This window comes from Bradyrhizobium sp. WSM4874, from assembly GCF_055811835.1.
This window is the reverse complement of the sequence record NZ_JBVVPR010000039.1, coordinates 1-22,322: the sequence shown is the minus strand read 5'-3', so window position 1 is coordinate 22,322 and position 22,322 is coordinate 1. Positions and strand designations below refer to the sequence as shown.

The 22,322-nt window shown below is 64.2% G+C and carries 21 protein-coding genes and 1 tRNA gene; 14 read left to right on the top strand and 8 right to left on the bottom strand.

Annotated features, from left to right (window positions below; all coding sequences use genetic code 11):
* From ctaD to AC0L3P_RS30180, 10 genes are all read left to right on the top strand, one after another.
* Window positions 1-1,908 carry a cytochrome c oxidase subunit I gene (ctaD, locus tag AC0L3P_RS30225; protein WP_473307600.1) on the top strand — a complete coding sequence of 636 codons (1,908 nt, stop codon included), beginning with the start codon at window positions 1-3 and terminating at the stop codon, window positions 1,906-1,908.
* Window positions 1,905-2,504, top strand: a complete 600-nt coding sequence (locus tag AC0L3P_RS30220) for a cytochrome c oxidase subunit 3 (protein WP_275169465.1) — start codon at window positions 1,905-1,907, stop codon at window positions 2,502-2,504. The genes ctaD and AC0L3P_RS30220 overlap by 4 nt, the downstream gene beginning before the upstream one ends.
* A complete protein-coding gene (locus tag AC0L3P_RS30215; RefSeq protein ID WP_473307596.1) occupies window positions 2,501-2,854 on the top strand; it encodes a hypothetical protein in 354 nt (117 codons plus the stop codon). The genes AC0L3P_RS30220 and AC0L3P_RS30215 overlap by 4 nt, the downstream gene beginning before the upstream one ends.
* Window positions 2,842-3,780 (top strand): cytochrome c oxidase assembly protein, encoded by a 939-nt coding sequence (locus tag AC0L3P_RS30210; RefSeq protein WP_473307592.1) that lies wholly within the window; start codon window positions 2,842-2,844, stop codon window positions 3,778-3,780. Before AC0L3P_RS30215 ends, AC0L3P_RS30210 begins: the two co-directional genes overlap by 13 nt.
* Window positions 3,781-3,838: 58 nt before the next feature.
* The gene (locus AC0L3P_RS30205; protein WP_473307589.1) at window positions 3,839-4,630 is read left to right on the top strand and encodes a GlcG/HbpS family heme-binding protein; all 792 of its coding nucleotides are present in this window, start codon (window positions 3,839-3,841) and stop codon (window positions 4,628-4,630) included.
* Between the two features lie 107 nt (window positions 4,631-4,737).
* Window positions 4,738-6,573, top strand: a complete 1,836-nt coding sequence (locus tag AC0L3P_RS30200) for a methanol/ethanol family PQQ-dependent dehydrogenase (protein ID WP_473307586.1) — start codon at window positions 4,738-4,740, stop codon at window positions 6,571-6,573.
* Complete coding sequence (locus tag AC0L3P_RS30195; RefSeq protein WP_473307584.1) at window positions 6,557-7,396, top strand: substrate-binding domain-containing protein; 840 nt, start codon at window positions 6,557-6,559, stop codon at window positions 7,394-7,396. The genes AC0L3P_RS30200 and AC0L3P_RS30195 overlap by 17 nt, the downstream gene beginning before the upstream one ends.
* A complete protein-coding gene (locus tag AC0L3P_RS30190; protein WP_473307692.1) occupies window positions 7,396-8,031 on the top strand; it encodes a c-type cytochrome in 636 nt (211 codons plus the stop codon). The genes AC0L3P_RS30195 and AC0L3P_RS30190 overlap by 1 nt, the downstream gene beginning before the upstream one ends.
* A gap of 19 nt (window positions 8,032-8,050) precedes the next feature.
* Window positions 8,051-8,419, top strand: a complete 369-nt coding sequence (locus tag AC0L3P_RS30185) for a c-type cytochrome (RefSeq protein ID WP_473307582.1) — start codon at window positions 8,051-8,053, stop codon at window positions 8,417-8,419.
* Window positions 8,420-8,424: 5 nt separating this feature from the next.
* A complete protein-coding gene (locus tag AC0L3P_RS30180; RefSeq protein ID WP_473307580.1) occupies window positions 8,425-10,824 on the top strand; it encodes a glucose/quinate/shikimate family membrane-bound PQQ-dependent dehydrogenase in 2,400 nt (799 codons plus the stop codon).
* Here AC0L3P_RS30180 and AC0L3P_RS30175 read toward each other — a convergent pair.
* From AC0L3P_RS30175 to AC0L3P_RS30165, 3 genes are read right to left on the bottom strand one after another with little or no spacing between them, the layout of a single operon-like run.
* On the bottom strand, window positions 10,784-12,610 hold the full coding sequence (locus AC0L3P_RS30175) for an SDR family oxidoreductase (protein WP_473307578.1): 1,827 nt from the start codon (window positions 12,608-12,610) through the stop codon (window positions 10,784-10,786). The genes AC0L3P_RS30180 and AC0L3P_RS30175 overlap by 41 nt on opposite strands.
* A gap of 57 nt (window positions 12,611-12,667) precedes the next feature.
* Window positions 12,668-13,069 (bottom strand): hypothetical protein, encoded by a 402-nt coding sequence (locus AC0L3P_RS30170; protein ID WP_473307576.1) that lies wholly within the window; start codon window positions 13,067-13,069, stop codon window positions 12,668-12,670.
* Window positions 13,070-13,091: 22 nt separating this feature from the next.
* On the bottom strand, window positions 13,092-13,286 hold the full coding sequence (locus AC0L3P_RS30165) for a hypothetical protein (RefSeq protein WP_275169475.1): 195 nt from the start codon (window positions 13,284-13,286) through the stop codon (window positions 13,092-13,094).
* Window positions 13,287-14,410: 1,124 nt separating this feature from the next.
* Between AC0L3P_RS30165 and ku the strand changes: the two genes are divergently transcribed.
* Both ku and AC0L3P_RS30155 read left to right on the top strand, forming a co-directional pair.
* Window positions 14,411-15,337, top strand: coding sequence for a non-homologous end joining protein Ku (gene ku / locus AC0L3P_RS30160; protein WP_473307573.1), 927 nt, complete (start codon window positions 14,411-14,413; stop codon window positions 15,335-15,337).
* A 44-nt stretch (window positions 15,338-15,381) separates the two neighbouring features.
* Window positions 15,382-16,110 (top strand): DUF72 domain-containing protein, encoded by a 729-nt coding sequence (locus tag AC0L3P_RS30155; RefSeq protein ID WP_473307571.1) that lies wholly within the window; start codon window positions 15,382-15,384, stop codon window positions 16,108-16,110.
* A gap of 109 nt (window positions 16,111-16,219) precedes the next feature.
* Here the strand turns inward: AC0L3P_RS30155 and AC0L3P_RS30150 are convergent, their stop codons facing one another.
* The 5 genes from AC0L3P_RS30150 to mnmA form a co-directional block, all read right to left on the bottom strand.
* Complete coding sequence (locus AC0L3P_RS30150; RefSeq protein WP_275169478.1) at window positions 16,220-16,489, bottom strand: hypothetical protein; 270 nt, start codon at window positions 16,487-16,489, stop codon at window positions 16,220-16,222.
* 426 nt (window positions 16,490-16,915) lie between these two features.
* Window positions 16,916-16,992: transfer RNA gene (locus AC0L3P_RS30145), tRNA-Met, on the bottom strand.
* 332 nt (window positions 16,993-17,324) lie between these two features.
* The gene (locus AC0L3P_RS30140) at window positions 17,325-17,681 is read right to left on the bottom strand and encodes a hypothetical protein (RefSeq protein ID WP_247401193.1); all 357 of its coding nucleotides are present in this window, start codon (window positions 17,679-17,681) and stop codon (window positions 17,325-17,327) included.
* Window positions 17,682-17,725: 44 nt separating this feature from the next.
* Window positions 17,726-18,364, bottom strand: a complete 639-nt coding sequence (locus AC0L3P_RS30135) for a class I SAM-dependent methyltransferase (protein WP_473307566.1) — start codon at window positions 18,362-18,364, stop codon at window positions 17,726-17,728.
* 22 nt (window positions 18,365-18,386) lie between these two features.
* A complete protein-coding gene (gene mnmA / locus AC0L3P_RS30130) occupies window positions 18,387-19,568 on the bottom strand; it encodes a tRNA 2-thiouridine(34) synthase MnmA (RefSeq protein WP_473307564.1) in 1,182 nt (393 codons plus the stop codon).
* Window positions 19,569-19,916: 348 nt separating this feature from the next.
* On the opposite strand from mnmA, the gene AC0L3P_RS30125 reads away from it, so the two are divergent.
* A complete protein-coding gene (locus AC0L3P_RS30125) occupies window positions 19,917-21,548 on the top strand; it encodes a flagellar hook-length control protein FliK (RefSeq protein ID WP_473307562.1) in 1,632 nt (543 codons plus the stop codon).
* Between the two features lie 13 nt (window positions 21,549-21,561).
* Complete coding sequence (locus AC0L3P_RS30120; protein WP_473307560.1) at window positions 21,562-22,269, top strand: flagellar hook assembly protein FlgD; 708 nt, start codon at window positions 21,562-21,564, stop codon at window positions 22,267-22,269.
* Window positions 22,270-22,322 lie beyond the last annotated feature (53 nt).

Here is a 22,322-nt window from a genome sequence, read left to right as displayed (position 1 = left end):
ATGGCCGCTGAACCAAATGAATTGCGGGACGACGTCCTGAATGGCCTTCGGCTTTCCACACAGCTGGAGAAAGTGTGGCGCACGCCGTCCGGGTGGATGGGTGCGCTGATGTCAGTCGACCACAAAGTCGTCGGCCGCCGTTACATCGTAACGGCGTTCGTATTCCTGCTCCTCGGCGGCATTCTTGCAATCCTGATGCGTGTTCAGCTTGCCGGGCCCGAGAAGACGTTTCTCTCGGCCGACAAGTACAATCAGGTCTTTACGATGCACGGCTCGACGATGATGTTCCTGTTCGCCGTGCCCGTGATGGAGGCGTTCGCCGTTTATCTGGTGCCGTTGATGGTCGGCACACGGAACATCGCCTTTCCGCGCCTGAATGCCTTCAGTTATTGGATGTTTCTGTTCGGCGGCTGTTTCCTCTGGATCTCCTTCCTGTTCAACGTCGGCCCTGATGTCGGCTGGTTTTCCTACGTTCCGCTCTCCAGCCTGCAGTTCACACCGACCAAGCGGGCCGATGTCTGGGCGCAGATGATCACCTTTACCGAGGTCGCGGCGCTCGCAGTCGCCGTCGAGATCGTCGTGACCGTGTTCAAGCTCCGCGCGCCCGGCATGACGCTCGACCGCATTCCCCTGTTCGTCTGGGCTATGCTGGTGACGGCATTCCTCGTGATGTTCGCCATGCCGTCGATCATGGTCGCATCGACGTCACTGATCCTGGATCGCCTCGTCAATACCCGCTTCTATGATTCGTCATCGGGCGGACATCCCCTGCTCTGGCAGCACCTGTTCTGGTTCTTCGGCCATCCCGAGGTCTACATCATCTTCATCCCGGGCACGGGAATGGTCTCGGCCATCCTCGCGACGTTCGCGCGGCGGCCCGTGATCGGCTATCCCGTGGTGATCCTCTCCCTGATCGCGACCGGCTTCCTGTCGTTCGGCCTCTGGGTCCACCACATGTTCGTCACGGGCCTGCCCCAACTCGGCGCGGCCCTGTTCACCGCCTCCAGCATGCTGATCGCGGTGCCGAGTGGACTGCAGATCTTCTGCTGGCTGGCAACGCTCTGGGACGGACGTCCGGTCTACCGGACGCCGCTGCTGTTCGTGATCGGCTTCATCGTGATCTTCGTGCTCGGCGGGTTGTCCGGCGTCATGGTCGCATCGGTCCCGATCGATACCCAGGTGCACGACACCTATTTCGTCGTCGCCCACTTCCATTATGTCCTGATCGGCGGCGCTGTGTTCCCGCTGGTCGGCGCGGTCTACTACTGGTTTCCCAAGATCGCCGGCCGCATGCTGAGCGAAAGACTTGGGCGCTGGAATTTCTGGCTCGCCTTCATCGGCTTCAACGTCGCGTTTTTCCCGATGCACATCCTCGGGCTGATTGGGATGCCGCGCCGGGTCTACACCTACACGGCCGACATGGACTGGGCGCACCTGAACCTCTTGTCCAGCGGCGGTGCGCTGATTTTCGCGCTCAGCTTCGCGTTGCTTCTGGTCAATGTGATCTACAGCCTGCGCAAGGGCGCAATTGCCGGCGACAATCCCTGGGATGCCTCGACGCTGGAATGGGCGACCTCGTCGCCGCCTCCGCCGCAGAATTTCGACCGCATTCCGGTGGTCAAGCACCGCGATCCGCTGTGGGCCGATAGCGAGAGCCTGCCCGTGGTCGCGGGCCTGAGTGCAGAGCGGCGCGAAGTTCTGTTGACTTCGCTCGCGGAAGCCGAGCCGCAAATCCGCGAGGCATCGCCCGACCCAAGCATCTGGCCGCTGCTTGCGGCGATCGCAACGACGATCTTCTTCATCGGATCGATCTTCACCCCCTGGGCGGTGCTCTGGGGCACACCGCCGATGGCCGTGACTTTGATCGGGTGGTTCTGGCCGACCGGCAGCAAGGAGGACGAGGAGTGAGACAGACTATCGTCCGCGACGTCTCGGACCTGCCGACTTACGGCTACGGTCCGCGCAGTGGCCCGTGGTGGGGCGCCATGGGTTTCATGGCCCTCGAAGGCATGGGCTTTGCCGTTGCCATCGGCGCGTACCTTTATCTCTACGCAGTCAACCCGAGCTGGCCGATCGGAGCCTCTCCGCCGGATCTCTGGCCGGGGACGGTCGAGACGGTGATCTATGTGTTGAGCATCATTCCCAACGAGTTCACGAACCGCGCCGCACACCGGCAGGATCTCGCGAAGGTGCGGATCGGCCTGATCGTGATGGCCCTGATCGGCATCGCCCTGCTGGTGCTGCGCGGCTTCGAATTCGCGCATCTCAACACCCGCTGGGACAATTCTGCCTACGGCTCGATCGTATGGCTCATTCTGGGGCTGCACACGACTCACCTTGCCACCGATCTCGGCGACACGGTCGTGCTGGCGGTGTTGATGTTCACGCGTCATGCGAAACCGCGCCGGTTCAGCGATGTGACCGACAACGTGTTCTACTGGAACTTCGTCGTGCTCGCCTGGCTGCCGCTCTACGTCTTGCTCGATTGGGTGCCACGCCTATGACCGCAGCCGATCGACATTCCAGACTGCTCTACTGGGCCGGCGTTGCGCTCGGACCCATCGCTTGGGGTATCAATTTGCAGGGCGTCTACGTGCTCGCGCACTTCTCCTGCGAACAGACCAGGATCAGTGGCGCGATCATGAGTGCGGTTCTAGCTATCGTCGCTCTCGCAGGCACTGTCATTTCAGCCCGCGCCGTTCAACGCGGCGCTGGGGCTGAATGGACGGATGCGCAAGGCGGCGGGCCACGAACGTTCATGGCCTGGCTCGGCGTCGGCTCCGGCGTGCTGTTTGCGTTGGTGATTGCGAACCAGTTCGCCGCCTTCCTCATGATCAGCCCATGCCTGCGCTGAGCTTTGCAGCACTGCTGCTCGCGCTGCTCGCGGCGCCGGCCGATGCGCACGGACTATCGGATGTCGATCCCGGCTCGCTGTGGAGCTACGATCCCTGGCTCATGGCCCCGCTCTATGCCGTCGGCATCGGCTTCTATGTCGGAACGCAGCGGCTCTGGCATCATGCGGGCGGCGGTCATGGCGTCAGCTTCCGCCAGGTGGCCGCGTTCTGGACCGGATGGCTGGTGGCCGCACTTGCCGTGACCTCGCCGCTGCACTGGCTCGGCGAGCGTCTGTTCACCGCGCACATGGTCGAGCACGAACTGCTGATGGTGGTCGCGGCCCCGCTGATGGCGTTCGCCCGGATCAATGGGCCGATCCTGTGGAGCCTGCCAGGCCGGCTTCGCCCGGCAGCGGGTCGCATGCTCAATCTGCCGATCCTGGCGTGGCCGTGGCGTTTTGTAAGCCACCCCATGTGCGCGACCATCCTCCACGGCGCGGCGCTCTGGGTCTGGCATGCACCGCCGCTATATGCATGGGCGCTAGAGAATACGGCGATCCATCGTCTCCAGCACATCAGCTTCTTTGCGACCGCGCTGTTGTTCTGGTGGGTGCTGCTGCATGGCCGCGGTCAGGGCCGTAGCACCCGAATTCGTGACGGCATCGCTGTCGCGTGTCTGTTCATCACGATTTTGCATTCGGGTGTCCTCGGGGCTCTGCTGACGGTGTCGCCGCGGCTGTGGATCCCGGGCCAGGGCGCCCTCGCTGGCGAATTTGGCCTCTCGGCACTGGAGGACCAGCAGCTCGCCGGCATCCTGATGTGGGTGCCCATGGGCATACTCTATACCGGCGCGGCGTTGTTCTTCGCTCATCGGTGGCTGACTGCGAACGGCGGCCATTCCCACCTGCCGCTCTCTTCAACATCCGAGCTGAGCGATGCTGCATAGGAACCGCAACTTCTGTTCGGACGTTCGCCTGTCGACTGCGACACTCCACGGAGGCCACATGGAAAAACGATCCGTCATGGCGGCAACGACTATCTTCACCGCGGCATTCTTGATGCCTGCAATCTTGAACGCGCAGGACCCACCCCGGCCAGGGATGTCGTGCCCGGTCGACCATGACAAGCTCGCCGATATCCTCAAGAAGAGTGTCAAGCCGGGCGGCGGCCCGAGCAACGGAGGTCTCGACAACAACGAATGGGCTGCCGTCGTCAATCGACAGGGTGTCGTCTGCGCCGTCGCCTATAGCGGCAGTGAGGCCGATGATCAGTGGCTTGGCAGCCGGGCCATCGCAGCCGAGAAGGCCAATACGGCGAATGCATTCAGCCTGAAGGACAAAGCCATGGCGACGGCCAATCTCTATGCCGGTGCGCAGCCCGGCGGATTCCTGTTCGGCGCGGCACTCGGCAACCCGCCGTCCCCGGAAGCCTTGTACGCCGGATCTCCGGACAGCTTCGGCACGGCCCAGGATCCAATGGTGGGCAAGCCGATCGGCGGCACCATCGTGTTCGGAGGCGGGCTGGCGCTCTATGACGGCAACGGCGTGGCCGGTGCGCTGGGTGTGAGCGGTGACAGTTCCTGCGCCGATCACAACGTCGCCTGGCGCGTGCGCCACCAGCTCGGGCTCGACCGGGTGCCCGCCGGAGTCAGCCCGAACATGAAGGACGCGATCATCTATGACATCGGCCCTGACGGCAAAAGTCCGTCTGGATTTGGTCACCCCAAGTGTAACGGCAAGGAAGATCAGATCGCAGTCGACCTCGGCGCCGGCGTATCCGGCAACGTCGTGAGATAGCGCTTCCTCGCCGTTTTTTGGAACTAAGCAAAGACGGAACGTTTGTACGTTCGCAAACCGGCCTGCGAACGCGGCACGGCCCCATCACTGCCGTGGAGTCTTTACATATGTTAGTGCGTAGCTTCACGCGGTTGCTGAGCGTGGTGTGCGCGTCCTGCGCGTTGCTGTCGCCCGCCTCGGCACAGACCGATCTGGCCAGCCGCATGAAAGACCCGGCCCAATGGCCGATGGCCGCGCGTGACTACGCCAACACACGCTACAGCGAACTCGATCAGATCAACGCGACCAACGCATCGCGCCTCCAGCTTGCATGGACGTTCTCGGTGGGCGCCGATCGAGGCCAGGAGGCGGCGCCGCTCGTGGTGGACGGCACCATGTATGTGGTCGGCCCCTATGCAGGGCCCTATCCCAACCGTGTATTTGCGCTCGATGCCACGACAGGCGAATTGAAATGGTCCTACGCGCCGAAGCCGGAGCCCGCGGCCGCGGGCGTCGCCTGCTGCGATGTCGTCAATCGCGGGCTCGCCTTCGACAATGGCAAGGTCTTCCTCAACACGCTCGATAACCACACCGTCGCGATAGACGCCAAGTCCGGCAAGGAGCTGTGGTACACGAAGCTCGGGGAGATCAACAAGGGCGAAACCATCACGATGGCTCCCATCGTGGTGAAGGGGAAAATTCTCGTCGGCAACAGCGGCGGCGAACTGGGCGTGCGCGGCTGGGTGACCGCACTCGACGAAAACACCGGCGCCATCGCCTGGCGCGCTTATTCAACAGGGCCCGATAAGGACGTGCTGATCGGCGACGATTTCAAGCCGTTCTACGACAATCTCAAAGGCCAGGATCTCGGCGTGAAGAGCTGGCCCGCCGATCGCTGGCAAGTGGGTGGCGGCACTGTTTGGGGCTGGATCTCCTACGATCCCGATCTGAACCTGATCTACTACGGCACGGCCAATCCGAGTCCCTGGAACGCGAACCAGCGCAGCGGTGATAATCTCTGGAGCGCGTCGATCTTCGCGCGAAATCCAGACACAGGCCAGGCGAAATGGGCCTACCAACTCAACCCGCACGATCTGTTCGACCACGACGAGATCAACGAGAACGTGCTCGTCGACCTCGAGCTGAATGGACAGCCGCGCAAGGTGCTGATCCACCCCGGCCGCAACGGCTACATGTACGTGATGGATCGCGCCACCGGCGAGGTGATTTCGGCGGACGCGTATGATTTCGTCAACAGCTACAAGGGCGTCGATCTGAAGACAGGCAAGATCATCCCGAACGAGGAGAAGACTCCGCTTGTCGGCAAGACAGTCGAGAACATCTGCCCGAGCGCGCCGGGCGCCAAGGATTGGCAGCCGAGCGCGTGGTCACCGCGCACAAAACTCCTCTATGTGCCCCATCAGCATCTCTGTATGAACTTCAAGGCTTCTCAAGTCGGCTATATCGCCGGCACGCCCTATGTCGGCGCAGACGTCGACATGTATGCCGGCCCCGGCGGCTATCGCGGCGAGTTCATGGCGTGGGACCCCATCGCGCGCAAGAAGGTCTGGGAGATTCACGAGAAGCTGCCGGTTTGGAGCGGCGCGCTGGTGACGGCTGGCGACGTCGCGTTCTACGGCACCATGGATCGGCTTTTCAAAGTGGTCGACGCCAAGGATGGGCGCGTGCTCTGGCAATTCCGCGCCGGATCCGGGTTCATCGGCCAGCCGATCTCGTATCGCGGCTCCGACGGACAGCAATACATCGCGATCCTGTCGGGCGTCGGCGGCTGGCCGGGGGTGGTGGCCAATGCCGAGGTCGATCCGCGGGTGCGCAACGGCGCCCTTGGCTTTACCGGCGCGACGCAGGATTTGCCGTTCTACACCGCCGGCGGGAGCGAGCTGCTGGTCTTCAAGCTCGGCGGCGCAAATGGTGAGGACACCAGCCATGCGCCTTCTAAATAAGCGTCCCGGCATATCCCTTGGCATTCTCCTCGCGCTCGCGACAACAGCAGCGGCGGCGTCGGAGGGTGAGCTTCGCGTCTGTGCCGATCCCAACAATCTGCCGTTCTCGAACAGCGCCGAAGCAGGATTCGAGAACAGGCTCGCGGCCATGGTGGCCGAGCATTTCAGCCAGCAGGTCTCCTACACCTGGTGGGCGCAGCGCCGCGGCTTCATCCGCAACACGCTGAAAGCCGGCAGATGCGACGTCGTCATGGGCGTGCCGTCCGGCTATGAACTCGTCGAGACGACCAGGCCCTATTATCGCTCGAGCTACGTGTTCGTCACGCGGCAGGACCAGCACCTCGAGCTTTCGTCCCTGCTCGACCCGCGCTTGCATCACCTCGTGATCGGCGTGCATCTGATCGGCGATGACGGCAACAATCCGCCGCCCGCGCAGGCGCTCGGCGACCAAGGCATCGTCGACAACGTCCGCGGCTACTCCATCTACGGTGACTATCGCCAGGCCGATCCGCCGGCACGCCTGATCGAAGCCGTCGAAAGCGGCAAGATCGATGTCGCCGCAGCCTGGGGTCCGCTCGGCGGATATTTCGCCCAGCGCTCTCCCGTCCCCCTGACGGTCACGCCGATCCGGGATTACGAACGCTTTCCATCTCAGCAATTCCAGTTCGCCATCGCGATGGGCGTGCGCAAAGGCGACGACGTTTTGCGCGACCGACTCAACGCCTTCATCGACGAGCATCGGTCCGAGATCAGGTCGCTGCTGCGCAGTTACGGCGTTCCGCTGGTGGACCAACCGGTTACGGTGTCGGGAGGACATGAATGATGTCTGCTCCAGTGCTGCGCGCGAGCGCCCTGTCGTTGCTGCTGGCGGCCGTGCCGAATGGCGCGGCGCTGGCCCAGCAGACCCTGCCGCAATCCCAGGAGGCGCAGATGCCGACGCTGTCCCCGCGCCTGAATTTCGGTGGCAGCGTCGGCAACGGCCGGCCCGGCGTCTTCATGCAGGTCCCGGTCAGCCACCTCCATCCCGGCGCGCAGCCGGACCCGCCGCAAATCAAGAATCCCGTGCAAGGCGATCCCAACGCGCAGCAGCGTGGGATGACCTACTATGTCAACTTCAACTGCGTCGGCTGCCACGCGCCCAATGGCGGTGGCGGCATGGGGCCGGCGCTGAGCAACAACATCTTTATTTACGGCGCGCAGCCCGAGAACATCTTTCTGTCGATCTACCAGGGGCGGCCAAACGGAATGCCGGCCTGGGGCGGCGTGCTGCCCGACAGCGTGATCTGGGACCTGGTCACCTATATCGGCAAGATCAGCAACGAGCCGAGCCACCAATGGGGCCGCACCTTTTCGGCGAGTCTGCCGTCGCCCGAGGTCGAGCAGGTCCCGAGCGAGCAGGTCTCCACGACCGATCCCTGGTCTGCCACCAAGTCTTTCAATTTCGGCCAGAAGCCCTGATCGGCCGAGCGGAGCAGCGATGGTGAATCCGATCACGAGATTGCTAGTCACCGCACTCCTGGCTACCGCTACCGCCGCCTGCGAGGCTGCGGGCCCGGATAACTTCATCGGCGACGCGCGTCGTGGCGCCGACCTCGTCAAGCAGTACCAGTGCGGCGGCTGTCACGATATTCCCGGTATTGCCGGCGCCGAAGGTAACGTCGGCCCACCCCTGCATCGGATCGGCACGCGGACCTACATCGCCGGCTACATCCACAATTCGCCGGACAACATGGCTGACTGGATCGAGGATCCACAGCGGGCGTTGCCGGGCAATGCCATGCCGCGAATGGGCATTTCGCAGAAGGACGCGCGGGACATCGCGGCGTTTCTCTATACGCTGAAGTGATCATCATGACATCGACACACCGTTCGACGAACTGGTTCCGCGAGGCACCATTGCTGGCCGTCACCGTCGTGGTCGTCGCTATCATGGGACTGGGCCTCCTCGCCGGCGGCGCCTGGCTCGTGGCCCTCGGTGGCTCCATCTACTATCTGATCGCGGGCATCATGCTTCTGCTCACGAGCTGGCTGCTCGCGCGCCGTCGTGCCGAGGCGCTCTGGATTTATGCGGCGCTGCTGGGCGGGACGATGGCGTGGGCGATCTGGGAAGCCGGATTCGATTTCTGGTCGCTCGCCCCGCGGGGCGACGTATTGGCACCACTCGGCGTCTGGCTGCTGTTGCCCTTCATTGTGCGTCGACTGGCACCGCGCATGCGGACCGCACGTTGGGCGCTCGGCCTCGTGCTGATCGTAGCCGTGGTCGTGCTCGGCGTTTCCCTGACGAGGGACCGGCATGATATCGCCGGCACGATACCGGAGATCGAAACGACGGGCGCTGTTGCCTGGTCCGAGCCGACCCGGCCCGACGCCGGCGAGAACTGGACGGCCTACGGCGGCAGCGGCTTCGGCACGCGCTTCTCGTCGCTGAGCCAGATCACCAAGGACAACGTCAAGGACCTCAAGCTCGCCTGGGAATTCCGCACCGGCGACCACAAGGGCCCTGATGATCCCGACGAGATCACCAACCAGGCAACGCCGCTCAAGGTGGGTGATCTGCTCTACACTTGCTCGCCGCACCAGATCGTGTTCGCGCTCGAAGCTGCGACCGGAAAGCTGCGCTGGAAGTTCGATCCGCAGGTCCAGCACAACAAGGCGTTCCAGCACATGACCTGCCGCGGCGTGTCCTATCACGCGACCAGGCCCGGCGCGGTCACTGCCGACGGCACGCCGGCGCCGAGCGATTGTGCGGGGCGCATCTTCGTCCCGACCAACGACGGGCGGATGTTCGCGCTCGATGCCCAGAGCGGTGTGCCTTGCCAGAGTTTCGGCAACCGGGGACAGATCGACCTCAAGCAAGGCAGCGAGATCCAGACACTCGGCTTCTACGAGGGCACCTCGCCGCCCATCGTCACGGATAAGGTGCTGATCGTCGGCGGAGCGGTGATCGACAACTATTCCGATCGCGTCCCGTCGGGCGTGATCCGCGGCTTCGATATCTATTCGGGACGGTTGATCTGGGCGTTCGATGCCGGCAATTCCGATCCGAACGAGATGCCATCCGCCTCGCACTATTTTACAGCCGGTTCACCCAATTCGTGGAGCATTTCGGCGGTCGACGAGAAGCTCGGACTCGTCTACGTGCCGCTCGGCTCGAGTTCTCCGGATATCTGGGGCGGCGGCCGTTCGCCCGAAAACGAGCGCTACGATTCCGCATTGATTGCGCTCGATGTCTCGACCGGAAAACTGCGTTGGTCGTTCCAGAACGTGCACCACGATCTCTGGGACATGGATATGCCGTCGCAGCCCAGTCTGGTCGATTTGCGCTCTGACGGCGGCGTGACGCCTGCGATCTACATCCCCGCAAAGACCGGCGACATCTTCGTGCTCGACCGCCGCGATGGGCGTCAGTTGGTGCCCGCACCGGAGAAGCCGGTGCCTCAGGGCGCCGCGAAGGGAGACCGGCTGTCGCCAACCCAGCCTTTTTCGGAATTGAGCTTCCGCCCCTCCGGCATGCTGACGGACGCGCAGATGTGGGGCAGCACGATGTTCGACCAGCTCGCCTGCCGGATCAAGTTCAAGCGCCTGCGCTATGAGGGGCCGTTCACGCCGCCGTCTGAACAAGGCACGCTGGTGTTTCCCGGAGACTTCGGCATGTTCGAATGGGGCGGCATTGCCGTCGATCCGCAGCGCCAGATTGCGATCGCAAACCCTCAATCGATTCCCTTCGTCTCGCGCCTCGTGCCGCGCGGGAAGGACAATCCGACCGCGCCGAATGCGGCGCATCCGCCGGGAACCGAGCTTGGCGTGCAGCCGATGTACGGCGCGCCCTACGGCGTCGACCTCGGCATTTTCCTCTCGCCGCTCGGCATCCCCTGCCTTGCGCCGCCATGGGGCAACATCGCAGCGATCGATCTCAAAACGCACAAGGTGGTCTGGCAGCATCGCATCGGCACGATCCGCGATCAGGCCCCGTTGCCGCTGCCATTCAAGCTCGGCGTTCCCATGCTGGGCGGTCCGATCGTCACCGCGGGCGGCATCATCTTCATCACGGGAACGATGGACGACTACATCCGCGCGTTCGACGTTCGCGATGGCCGACAGCTTTGGCAGGACCGCCTTCCTGCCGGCGGCCAGTCGACGCCGATGACCTATGAGGCCGGCGGCAAGCAATACGTCGTCACGGTCGACGGCGGCCACGGCTCGTTCGGAACTAAACTCGGCGATTACGTGCGGGCTTACGCGCTGCCGTGATCTGCCTCGGCAGGACTTGCTTGTACTTGCCCACGCCTTGTCCCGGTCTGCCGGCGCGACGCGCAACTGCTGAAGCCAGGAGAGCCACGCCCGCAGCCAGTCCCAGCGCCGCGAGCCCCTGACTGATGACCCCGGCAGGTGGAAGCTGCTTGCGCGACAGCCAACCGCCGTCGATCGACGTGCCTTGCGGACCAGCTTCGATCATGGTGCCCTCGCTGCTCTTTGCGGGGTGCGCGCGCGACAGCAGGTAGCGGAAGGCAGCTCCCACGATGTTCTCGGTGATCTGCGGAGCCATCGCATAGGCAATCTGGCCGGCACGAGCCGGCCAGCCCACGGCGACCTCGTCTCGGGGTGCGCGAACGAGGCTCACAAACGTCTCGGCAACATCCTCCGCCTGATACAGCAGCGGACCGGGATCGAGCGTCCGGCCGGACATGTTGGCGCCGTGGACGAAGCCCGGCGTGTCGACCATGGCCGGGAAGACGCCGCAGACGTGAATGTTGCGGTGAGCACTGAGCTCCTGACGCAGGCTCGCGGTGAAGCCCCGCAGGCCGAACTTGCTGGCCGTATAGGCCGCAGCAAAGGGCGTCGGCGCCCAGCCGCCGAGCGAGATGTTGTTGATCAGGATGCCGCGGTTCTGGCGCAGGAAGATCGGAAGCACCGCGAAAGCGCCATGCATTGTGCCGAGGAGATTGACCTCGATCGTTCGGCGATGAAGCGCGATATCCGCATCCTGGTAGGCCCCGAAAACGCCGGTACCGGCGTTGTTGATCCAGACGTCGATGCCACCGAACGCGTCGGCGGCCTCTCGGGCCAGTCGCTGCACCGCCTCGGCATCGGTGACATCGGTCGCGATCGCCAACGCGCGGCCTCCGAGCGCCTCGCATTCCGCAGCAAGGCTCGTCAGGACTTCAGCACGGCGTGCCGCCAGGACCACGCTTGCGCCCTTGCCGGCGAAGGCCAGGGCCGCAGCACGCCCGATTCCGCTCGAGGCACCGGTTATGACGACGCGCGTGCCGGTCATTTGGCGCGGCTCAGATCCGGAGCCGCCCGCGGGAAGCAGCCAGTTCAGGGATCGTCGGAGGCGCTCGCCCCCATGCGTTTCGAACCAGTCGCCATGCGCGAAAATCACCCGCTCCGGAGACAGCCGAATAAGCCGCTCCGCTGCGGACCGCACGGAACGGCCGCCGAGGCGCAGCAGCAGCCGCAGATAGACCGGCGCCGTGCCGTTCGGCTTGGAAATGCCGAGGAGGTTCGCCGCGGCCTCGTTTGGCGCGCTGAGATCATTGGGATCGAGATTTTGCACGAGATCCGTCAGGATCAGTGTCCGGCTGCGCTTGTCGAACAGCTCGATCTCGGAGAACATCGGAGCGTTCACCGAGACGGCTTCGAGGTCGGCCCTCCATTCCTCAGGCGTCGTGTCTCCGAGCTCGCGGTCGATGCGGATGCGTGCTGCTCGAACTTGCCTGCGCGCCGAAAGGCCCCGCGCCGCGAAAATCGTCACCTGTGGCAGCTCCTTCTGCCAGTCGGACAGGAACATCCAGTGCGCGATATTCGGCGCGAGCAAGTACCTTATCGTCCCAAGCCGCTCCAGCTCACCGCGGAGGGCCGGCGAATATCTCACCGGCGAATGCAGCACGAGATCGCCGTTCGACAGCCGAATGACGGTCATGCGCACCAGGAGTTTCAGACCGGCGGCGCTGATCGGGGCGTCGTCCACGACCCAGATATCGTCCGTCGCGCGCGACAGACGGGCGGTCGACAAGGTGGCGTCGGAACTTTGCATGAGCGTCTTCCATCACAAGGCGTTTGCTCAAGCTTCGGGAGCGACGCTCGTTCCTCGCTAGGAAGCCCGAGCCTGCTTGCGGGCATTGCGTCGGCGACGGCGCGCCGCGAGTCGTCCTCGGACCCTCTCCGCCGGAATGTGCCGCGAGATTGCCGGGGCAAGCTCCGGCTCTGAGTGGCGTTGTTCGGCCGCAATAGGGGCTTGGTCCGGACGAGCTTCCATCAGATCGAGCACCGCGCGGCCCTTGGCCGTGATGCGCCACCCGCCATTTGTCCGGTCGATCAGCCCTTGCGAAAAGATGTCCAGGCCGGGCACCCGCGCGCCCAGCCGCCGGGTACGCTCCGTCCAGTCGCGACCGCTGGTCGCCAGAATGGCCATATCCCGCTTGAGATCCTCCATTGCGGCGAACCCATCCGGGTAGCTCACCAGGATCTTGAGGACCGTCACGTGGAAATTCACCCCCGCCCCCACATGACCATCGTCACATCGTCGGGATTTCAGAGAGGGCATTGCGGGCCGCCTGTTTGAGGCGATCCGCACAGATGTCACCCCTGCTTGCAGTCTCCAGAAGCTTCGATGCGACGCGCGTCCGGGCGCCAATCTCACAGCGTGGAACACCTTCACACACCTCGTCGAGAACGGTGCGCAACAACGCCTTGGTCGCGGTATCGATCATGGAAAGCCCCAGCGGAAAGGTTCACGGTAGGGCAACCGCTCCGGCCTGTGATTCAACATTGTTAATGATCTGAAAATTTGCTGGCCTGGCCACCCGTCGCCTTTGGTCGGGTCTCCGGCTGCTGGGGCGATCCACGAGCGGTATGGCGCAGAACGAACCACTTTCCCAAAAGGAAATCACGTTGCAAATGATCGAGCGACCTTTCCAACAGTGGACATGAGCTCTCGTTCTCGCGGCGCGTTTCGCCCGAGCTTTGCCTGGTCATTCCGCCCTCAAAGCCAAGAGGGCGCAGGGAAGGCCGGGTGCCGGCTGGCACCCGCGGTCCGCTGCGCGAAGATGTAGCGCAAGGAAACCGCACAGCAGCATACAGGTGTAGCCAATCACTCGGCCTTCCCTGCGCGATGGTTGGACGGCTTATGCCGTGCTCTCCCGGGAGCCGAGTTCCTGCTGGCCTCCCTCGCCCCAACGAAATTCACCGGCATCGCGCCGGTTGACGCGGATGCCGCATTCGCCAGGGCTTGACCGTAGCAACGACGGCCAGGACCACACGGTTTTGCCGTACGCACGGCCCGTCATTTCGCCACCGGTTTCGACGACGTTGTGCACGTTGCCGCCGACCTGATGACGAGACGAAGCCTAGCAGCGCCGCTCGTCGGAACGAAGCCTTGGGCTCACGGAGAGCAATCCGCCCTGCCCACGCCTCTCGCACCCGAACGCTGCCGCGTCCACCGCAAGCCCGGCTCGCGAACGTGACGACACAAGATCGCCCCTCAAGAATGAGCCGGGATGAGCGACACATACGCCAATTCCGAATTTCGGTAAAGTGGAATATTTTATGGAGAGGGGTTGACGGGGGTGTGTTGCCCGACGGGGCTGGTGCCGCTCCCCTTAGAGCAACGGATTGGCTGATTTCCACGGAGGTCTAATGACCGAGGGATCTGCCATGGGTTGGTCACCGCTGTATGTTCTTATTTCGTTCGTGCCGGTCAAGGCTGCCCGCCATGTATTCCGAGCGCCTGACCGGGACGTGGCATCAATTTGCGGTGGACACCTGCGGGCGGTGTCGGAACTGTGCCGCGCCGTTCGTCTTGAGTCCAAGTCCCCGTAATGGAGTGTTGCGTAGCATGGCCCCCCGCGCGAACTGGAAAGGCTTTTTGCGTCTCTCGTTGGTCACCTGTCCCGTGGCGCTCTACCCGGCTACGTCGGAGAGTGAGAAGATCTCCTTCAACCAGCTCAACCGTCAGACCGGTCATCGGATCAAGTACGTGAAAGTCGACGCCGACACCGGGGACGAGGTGTCCAACGAGGACATCGTCAAGGGCTACCAGCTCGAGAAGGACCAGTTCATCGAGGTGACCAAGGAGGAGCTTGAGGAGATCGCGCTGGAATCCACGCGGACCATCGAGATAGACGAGTTCGTGGACAAGGCCGATATCGATCCGCGCTACCTAATCCGCCCCTACTACATCCGTCCGGACGGAAAAGTCGGCCACGACGCCTTCGCGGTCATCCGCGAGACCATCCGCGAGATGAACAAGGTTGCGATCGGGCGCGTGGTGCTCACCAACCGAGAGCACATCATTGCGCTCGAGCCGATGGACAAGGGCCTGGTCGGCACCTTGCTGCGGTATCCCTACGAGGTCCGTAGCGAGCAAGAATACTTCGAAGAGATCCAGGACGTCAAAGTCACCAAGGACATGCTCGATCTGGCCAAGCACATCGTGAACCAGAAGGCCGGATCGTTCGAGCCGGAGAAGTTCGAGGACCACTACGAGACCGCGCTGATCGAGCTCATAAACCAGAAGCGTGCCGGCAAGCCGATCGTGCCGAAGGATCGGCCGAAAGGCGAGAACGTCGTCGATCTGATGGACGCGCTACGCAAGAGCGTCGGCGGGGCAGCAGCCAAGACCGAGGCTCCGAAAAAGTTTGCCAAGAAGAAGAAGAAGGCTGCCGCCGCTCAGAAGGAGATGCTGATGCCGATCGCCGGTAAGAAGCCGGGTAAGGAAGCGGCGAAGAAGCCGACAGCAGGCGCGCGGAGGAGGTCGGCGTGAGTTTGTGAACATCCGGTGATGCCCGATGGCAGTTACGGACTGACATGGAAGAGGTCGCGCATGTCAGGGCTGAGTTGCGGCTCGGCACAGCGGGATGGAATGTTCCGCGAGTCTCGAAGGAAAGAGTTGGCGGGGTAGGTAGCCAACTTGAACGCTACGCGCGGGTGTTGAATGCCACGGAGATCAACTCATCATTTCATAAGCCGCACCGGCGTTCGACCTATGAGAAGTGGGCGAACGCGACGCCAGATGATTTCCGCTTTTCGGTAAAGGTGCCGAAGTCTGTTACTCATTCGTCACAGCTTGCGCGGGGTGAACTCGATCGATTCATCGAAGAGAGCGCCGGACTTGGCGCGAAGCTCGGGGTTTTGCTCGTTCAGTTTGCGCCTCGCAGAATGTTCGTTGAGTCCGATGCGGAGTTCCTGTTCCGCGCACTGCAGGAAAGGACCTCAGCCGCTCTCGCTTGCGAGCCGCGTCACGTCAGCTGGTTCACGCCCGAGGTCGGCGCTTGGCTCAGGGAACGTCAGATTGGCCGCGTCGCCGCGGATCCGGCGCGGGTGCCCGATGCCGACCTGCCGGGCGGGTGGCCGTGCCTGTGCTATTTTCGACTGCATGGAGCGCCGCGCATCTACTACTCCGCGTACGACAGCGCGTTCCTTCGAACCCTGAAGCGGCGGCTCGGTGCTGCGTCTTTGTCGAGTGAGACCTGGTGCATCTTCGACAACACCGCCGCCGGGGCAGCACTCGAGAACGCACTAGACTTGCTCGCTTGAAGGGCTTTGCAGCGGCCAATTGATATCCCTCACGTCCTCCAACTTCGTCGAAGGCTTTGAGGCTCGCACGCATCCGTTGCCATCCGAGCGGCGCGACAGCGCAGGCGACCTAATCGGAACGTGGCGGGCACTCCGGGCACGTATCGCCAATCGAATGCAAAACCTCGCGCACTTGCCCGACGGCCTGATCCGGAGACAAGCCCTCGGGTGGTTCCTGCCTGGCGATATCCAATGCGTGCTCGCGCGCATGCGGGTCGGCCCGGTCCTTCGCCCAGCCGTGCTCCTCGCATTCGTGGATGGCGCCCGCCTCCTGCAGCACGCTGAGCGCCCATCCGCGCAGCGTTCGGATCGCTGGCCGCCTTTCCTTCGTCATCAGCATCGAACCTGCTCCTGCCCGGACGAATCCTTTTGCCCGTCTTCTCGTTCCGAGCGGTTAGCACGCAGCAGGGATTCGCAATCGGCAGAGCTGAGGTTTGTCCCGTGTTCCGCGCTCTGGCACGATCGCGTTCGGCTGCAGCACGGCTCGGCCGAAGAGGCCGCGGAAAGTTTCGATCAGTTCGTAAACTCCCGGAAATCCTACACTCGGACCAATAGCTGTCCCGCTTGGCTTCCCGGTGCTTGGTGGGTCTGGCCCATCCTTAGAATAGATCGCAAGGGTTCTGCCCGCTGAGGCGCGCCCACGCTTCAACTCAGGGCGCCGAACCGTCAAACGCTGTACCACCGCGCCTTCGCGAAAAACTCCTGATACTAATGTGGTACCATGAAAGTTCGAGGATCCCAGATTAGCAGGAAGTGCCTGATTTTTTGGTAGCGGGAGAGGGACTCGAACCCCCGACCCCAGGATTATGATTCCCGTGCTCTAACCAGCTGAGCTACCCCGCCACAGGGTCGCGAGGGCCGAAACAAGCCGATCTCGCGAACGCGCGGCATATAAGGAAGGGGGCGGCGGCCTGTCAATCCGAGTTTGCTTCCGCTTTGGCTAAAGCTTCCGCCTTCGCCAAGGCTACGGCGCGACAAGTCCGCGGGCAGGAATGGATGGGTGTGTTTGGGCCGAATCTCGGGCCACATTCGTCATGGCCGGGCTTGTCTCGGCCATCCACGACCTTTGCAGGCGGCCACAAGAACGTGGATGCCCGGGACGAGCCCGGGCATGACGACGAGATTGGGGATGCGGAACAGGGCTTCCGCCTACGCCAAGGCTTCGGCGCGACAAGCTATTTCGGCCGCACCGTCGGGTCACCGCCGGGGCTGCCGGGGGGCGGGATCACGGGCATGGCGCCGTTCGTGCTAGGCGCCGGGGCGTGCATCTCGGGGTCGACGCCGGAGGGCGGGCAAAGCACGCCGTCCGATTTTGCCAGTTTGTCGCCGAGAGGTTCCCGGGACTGGCCGGTGGTGGTGCCGTCGGCGGAGCGGTTCGGGCGGTCCTGCGGCGTGCAACCGGTGGCGTGTTGCGGGGACGGCGGTGCGGTTTGTTGCGGCGGCGTCGCCGGGGCGGGCGGAGCCTGCGCGATCGCGCTGCCGGAGGCGGCGATCAGGAGGCTGGCCAGAATGATGTTTGATGTGGTGCGCATGGGAGGGAAACGCGCGGGCGCCGCCGCGTGTTCCGCGACCCCGATCACGATTTGAGGTAGCGGATCAGCGAAAAGTGTCCCATCGGCGGCATCGGGCGGCGCTCGGCCAGCGTGACGCCGCCGTGTTTGGCGGCCCAGTCGACCAGGCGCTGCCACGGAAACTCCGGGCGCCAGCCGAGACGGCGCGCCAAGGGCGCAAACGCGAGCTCTGAAAGTTTGCGAAAACCCTTTTCGGCACCGATGTGGTTGACCAGGATCAGCTCGCCGCCGGGCTTCAAAACGCGCACGAACTCGTCGAGCGTGCCTTCGGGATCGGGCACGGCGGTGATGACGTATTGCGCGACCACCGCGTCGAAGAAGTTTTCGGGGAAGGCGAGGTTTTTCGCGTCCATCACCGAGAGCACTTCGACATTGGAGAGCCGCAAGCTCCGCACGCGCGATTGCGCCTTGCGCAGCATCGGCTCGGAGATGTCGACGCCGCAGATCCTGGTGGTGCGCGCATAATCGGACAGCGAGAGCCCGGTGCCGACACCGACGTCGAGGATGCGGCCGCCGATGCGGTCGGCCTCCGCGATGGTCGACTGCCTTCCGGCGTCGAACACCTTGCCGAACACGAGATCGTAGACCGGCGCCCAGCGGCCATAGGCCTTCTCGACCCCGGCCCGCGAGATGTCTGCTGCCATGCCCCCTGCCCTATTATATTTTTTAGCCGCGGACCGCTTCTGCGAGCGGCCTCGTCGTGCTGCTTGCGGCCTTCGCGGCGGCGCTTTGAATGAAGCCGCCGCCGAGCACGCGGGCCTGGCCACCGGCTGCGTCGTAGAACACGCAGGCCTGTCCCGGCGAAACGCCCTCTTCGCCGGCGACGAGCTCGACCTCGTAATGGCCGTTCGGGCCGCGCAGCCACGCCGGCTGGGGCGCGCGGGTCGAGCGCACGCGCACGAACATCTCGAGTCCATTGCCGATGGCGCGGTCGATGTCGCCACCGCCGATCCAGTTGACGTCGCGCAAGCTGATGCGGTGCATCTTCAGCGCCTCGCGCGGGCCGACGACGACGCGGCGGTTGGCGGCCTCCAGCCGCACCACGAACAGCGGCGCGGCGGCAGCGATGCCGAGGCCGCGGCGCTGGCCGATGGTGAAATTGGCGATGCCGTTGTGACGGCCGAGCACGCGGCCGTCGAGATCGACGATGTCGCCGGGGTCCATCGCGTTCGGCCGCAGGCGGGTGATGATGTCGGTGTAGCGTCCGGTGGGCACGAAGCAGATGTCCTGGCTGTCGTGCTTGTCGGCGACCGCAAGACCGAAGCGCCGCGCCAGCTCGCGCGTCTCGGGCTTGGTCATGTCGCCGAGCGGAAAGCGCAGATAATCCAGCTGCTCCTGCGTGGTCGCGAACAGGAAGTAGCTCTGGTCGCGATCGGAGTCGGCGGCACACACCAGCGCGCGCGAGCCGTCGTCGCGGCGGCGCGAGGCGACGTAATGGCCGGTGGCGAGCGCGGTGGCGCCGAGCTCGCGCGCCGTCTTCAAGAGGTCGCGAAACTTGACCGAGCGGTTGCACTCGATGCACGGCACCGGCGTCTCGCCGAGCGCGTAGCTGTCGGCGAAATTGTCGATGACGGATTCGCGAAAGCGGTCCTCGTAGTCGAGCACGTAATGGGGAATGCCGAGTTTGGCGGCGACATCGCGGGCGTCGTGGATGTCCTGGCCGGCGCAGCAGGCGCCCTTGCGATGGGTCGCAGCACCATGGTCGTATAGCTGCAGCGTGATGCCGACGACGTCGTAGCCTTCCGCCTTCAAAAGCGCAGCCGTCGTCGATGAATCGACGCCGCCCGACATGGCAACGACGACCCTGGTATCCTCAGGACGGCCTTCGAGATCCAGACTGTTGAGCATGGGCCTTAAAGCGTTGTGGACGGCGCGTTGGGCGATCCGCTTGGATGCTTCCGGCGGGACAAAAGCGATCCCCGGGAACCTAGAGTTCCCGAAGGGCGCGGCCTGCCCGGTCGAAAGCGGCTGAGAGCTGTCTCTTTAATATAGGCGGCCTTCCGGTGAAGCAATCACGGACCCCGCAAGGTTTACGGCAATTCTTGCCGGGGAGGCAGAAATGGCGGGGCTCGGGAAGGGCCAGCGGCGGAGCGCCAAATCATCAAGACTTTGATTTTACTCGATAAAATTGCTGCGCGCGAGGGTGGCCCGCTCCTTGCTACCTCTCATGGCGAAGATGTTTCCAAGGGGTTGCCTGTGGTCGGTCGTACGTCAGATGTCGTGGCAAGCGTGCAAGTCCAGAGCGCGCAGCAAAAGCCTGCCCGGTCGCAAGCACCGAAAGAGAGCTCCGCCAACGATTCCTTCGGCTCGCTAGTGGACAGCAATACCCAGGCGATCAGCGACAGCGCGGCGTCCGCCGCGCAGGACTCCCCGCGCCGGACCGATTCATCGTCCTCGGCCTCGGACAAGGGCCCGCGCGATCGTTCGGCGACCGACAAGTCCTCGCAGAGCAAGGCCAGCGACGACGCCGACAATTCCGCGTCCGCCAAAAACGACACCAAGAGCGATGCCACGGCTGATGCGGCCAAGGCTGATAGCAAGACCAAGGACAAGCCGGAGGCGTCCGACGCCAAATCGGCCGACAAGTCTGCGGACAAGTCCGACGAGACCAAGGGGGACGAGGCCGGCGGCACCGATGGCCTCGCCGCCGCCGCCGTCGATACCGCCGCCGCCGCGCAGATTGACGCGACGCTGGCCGCCTTACCCGATCCGAATGCACTCGTGGTGGCCGTCCCGGTCGATCCGAACGCGGCTGCGAACCAGGCCGCCGGCGCCGCCTCCTCGCCGCTGACGATCGCCGCCGCCGGCATCGCTGCCAGTGCGTCGATCGCAGCGCAGATCGCCGGCACCAAGATCGATACCGCGACGCCGGGCGACAAGAGCGCCAAGACCGCAAGCGCCAAGGTCGATGCCGACACCTCGGCAACGCTGGCCGATGCCGCGACCGGGGCGACCGATTCGACCGCGGCGGATGCGAAGACCAATGGCGGCCTGATCGCCGCCGTCGACCAGGGCACGCCAAAAACCTCGTTCAAGGCCGCAGCCCTCGCGCAAGGCGGGAGCGACGTCTCCAATATCGGCCAGGACACCGGCAAGGCGAACGCCGCGCAGACCTCGGCGACGGCTGCGTCCGCCAGCACGGCGCATCCGCAAGCCGACAAGCCGACAATCGACGCGAACGCGGCCGAGGCCGAGGCCAAGGCTGGGACTTCCGACCGCACCGCCGATGCGGCACCGGCGACGGCAACACCGCATGCCCATGCGGGCACGCAGGCCGCTGTCCCCACCACCGACAGCAGCGCGCAGGCGGCCTCCGCCATTCAAGCGCCGCTGACCAATACGACTTCGGCCGCGACCGCATCGACCGCGACGCTCACGGCGACCGCGGCAAATGCCAACGCCATACCGCTCAGCGGCGTGCCGATCGAGATCGCGGCCGCCGCACGCGTGGGCAAGACCCGGTTCGACATCAGCCTCGATCCGCTCGACCTCGGCCGCATCGACGTCCGCATCAATGTCGACCGCAACGGCCAGGTCACCTCGCATCTCACCGTCGAGAAGCCGGAGACGCTGCAGATGCTGCGGCAGGACGCGCCGCAATTGCAGCGCGCGCTCGACGATGCCGGCCTCAAGACCGGCAGCAACGGGCTGTCCTTCAGCCTGCGCGACCAGAATTCATCGGGCCAGAACTCCGGCCAGAACAACGACAATGGCGGCAATGCCCGCCGGCTGATCATCAGCGACGAGGACGCAGTTCCCGCGGCCCCGGTCGGGCGCAGCTACGGCCGCATGCTCGGATCGAGCAGCGGCGTCGACATCAGAGTGTGAGGAGTATCGAGACATGACCACCACGACTGGCACCACCGCTCCCTCGGTCGTCTCGGGCACGACCGACCTGCCGAAATCCTCGTCGAACACGAGCCTGGGCTCGAACACCGGCGCGACGCTGGCCGGCAACTTCCAGACCTTCCTGACGCTGCTGACGACGCAGCTGCAGAACCAGAACCCGCTCGATCCGCTCGACACCAACCAGTTCACCCAGCAGCTGGTACAGTTCGCCGGCGTTGAGCAGCAGCTCAAGACCAACGACTCGCTGTCCCAACTCGTCACCCTGCAACAGACCACGCAGGCGACCCAGGCGCTCGGCTTCGTCGGCAAGACCGCCCTGGTCGACGGCACGACCGGGACCATGACGAATTCGTCGGCGACCTGGCATCTCAACGTGCCCAGCGACGCCACCGTCGACATCACCATCGCCAATGCCAGCGGCCAGACCGTGTTCACCGGCAAATACACCGCCGGCGCGGGCACCGACGTGCCGTTCACCTGGAACGGAATGGGCAATGACGGCACGCAATGGCCCGACGGCAAGTACACGATCTCGGCCACGGGTAAGGACGTCGCCAACAACAATGTCGGTATCGCCGCGCAGGTGCAGGGCACGGTGTCGTCCGTCGACCTGACCCAGTCGCCGCCGCTGCTGACCATCGACGGCGCCAGCTACACATTGAGCCAGGTCAAGAGCATCATCGCGACGGCCAGCAACTAAAGGCGGAATGCCGCTGGATAATCGGTGTCGTCCTGGCGAAAGCCAGGACCCAT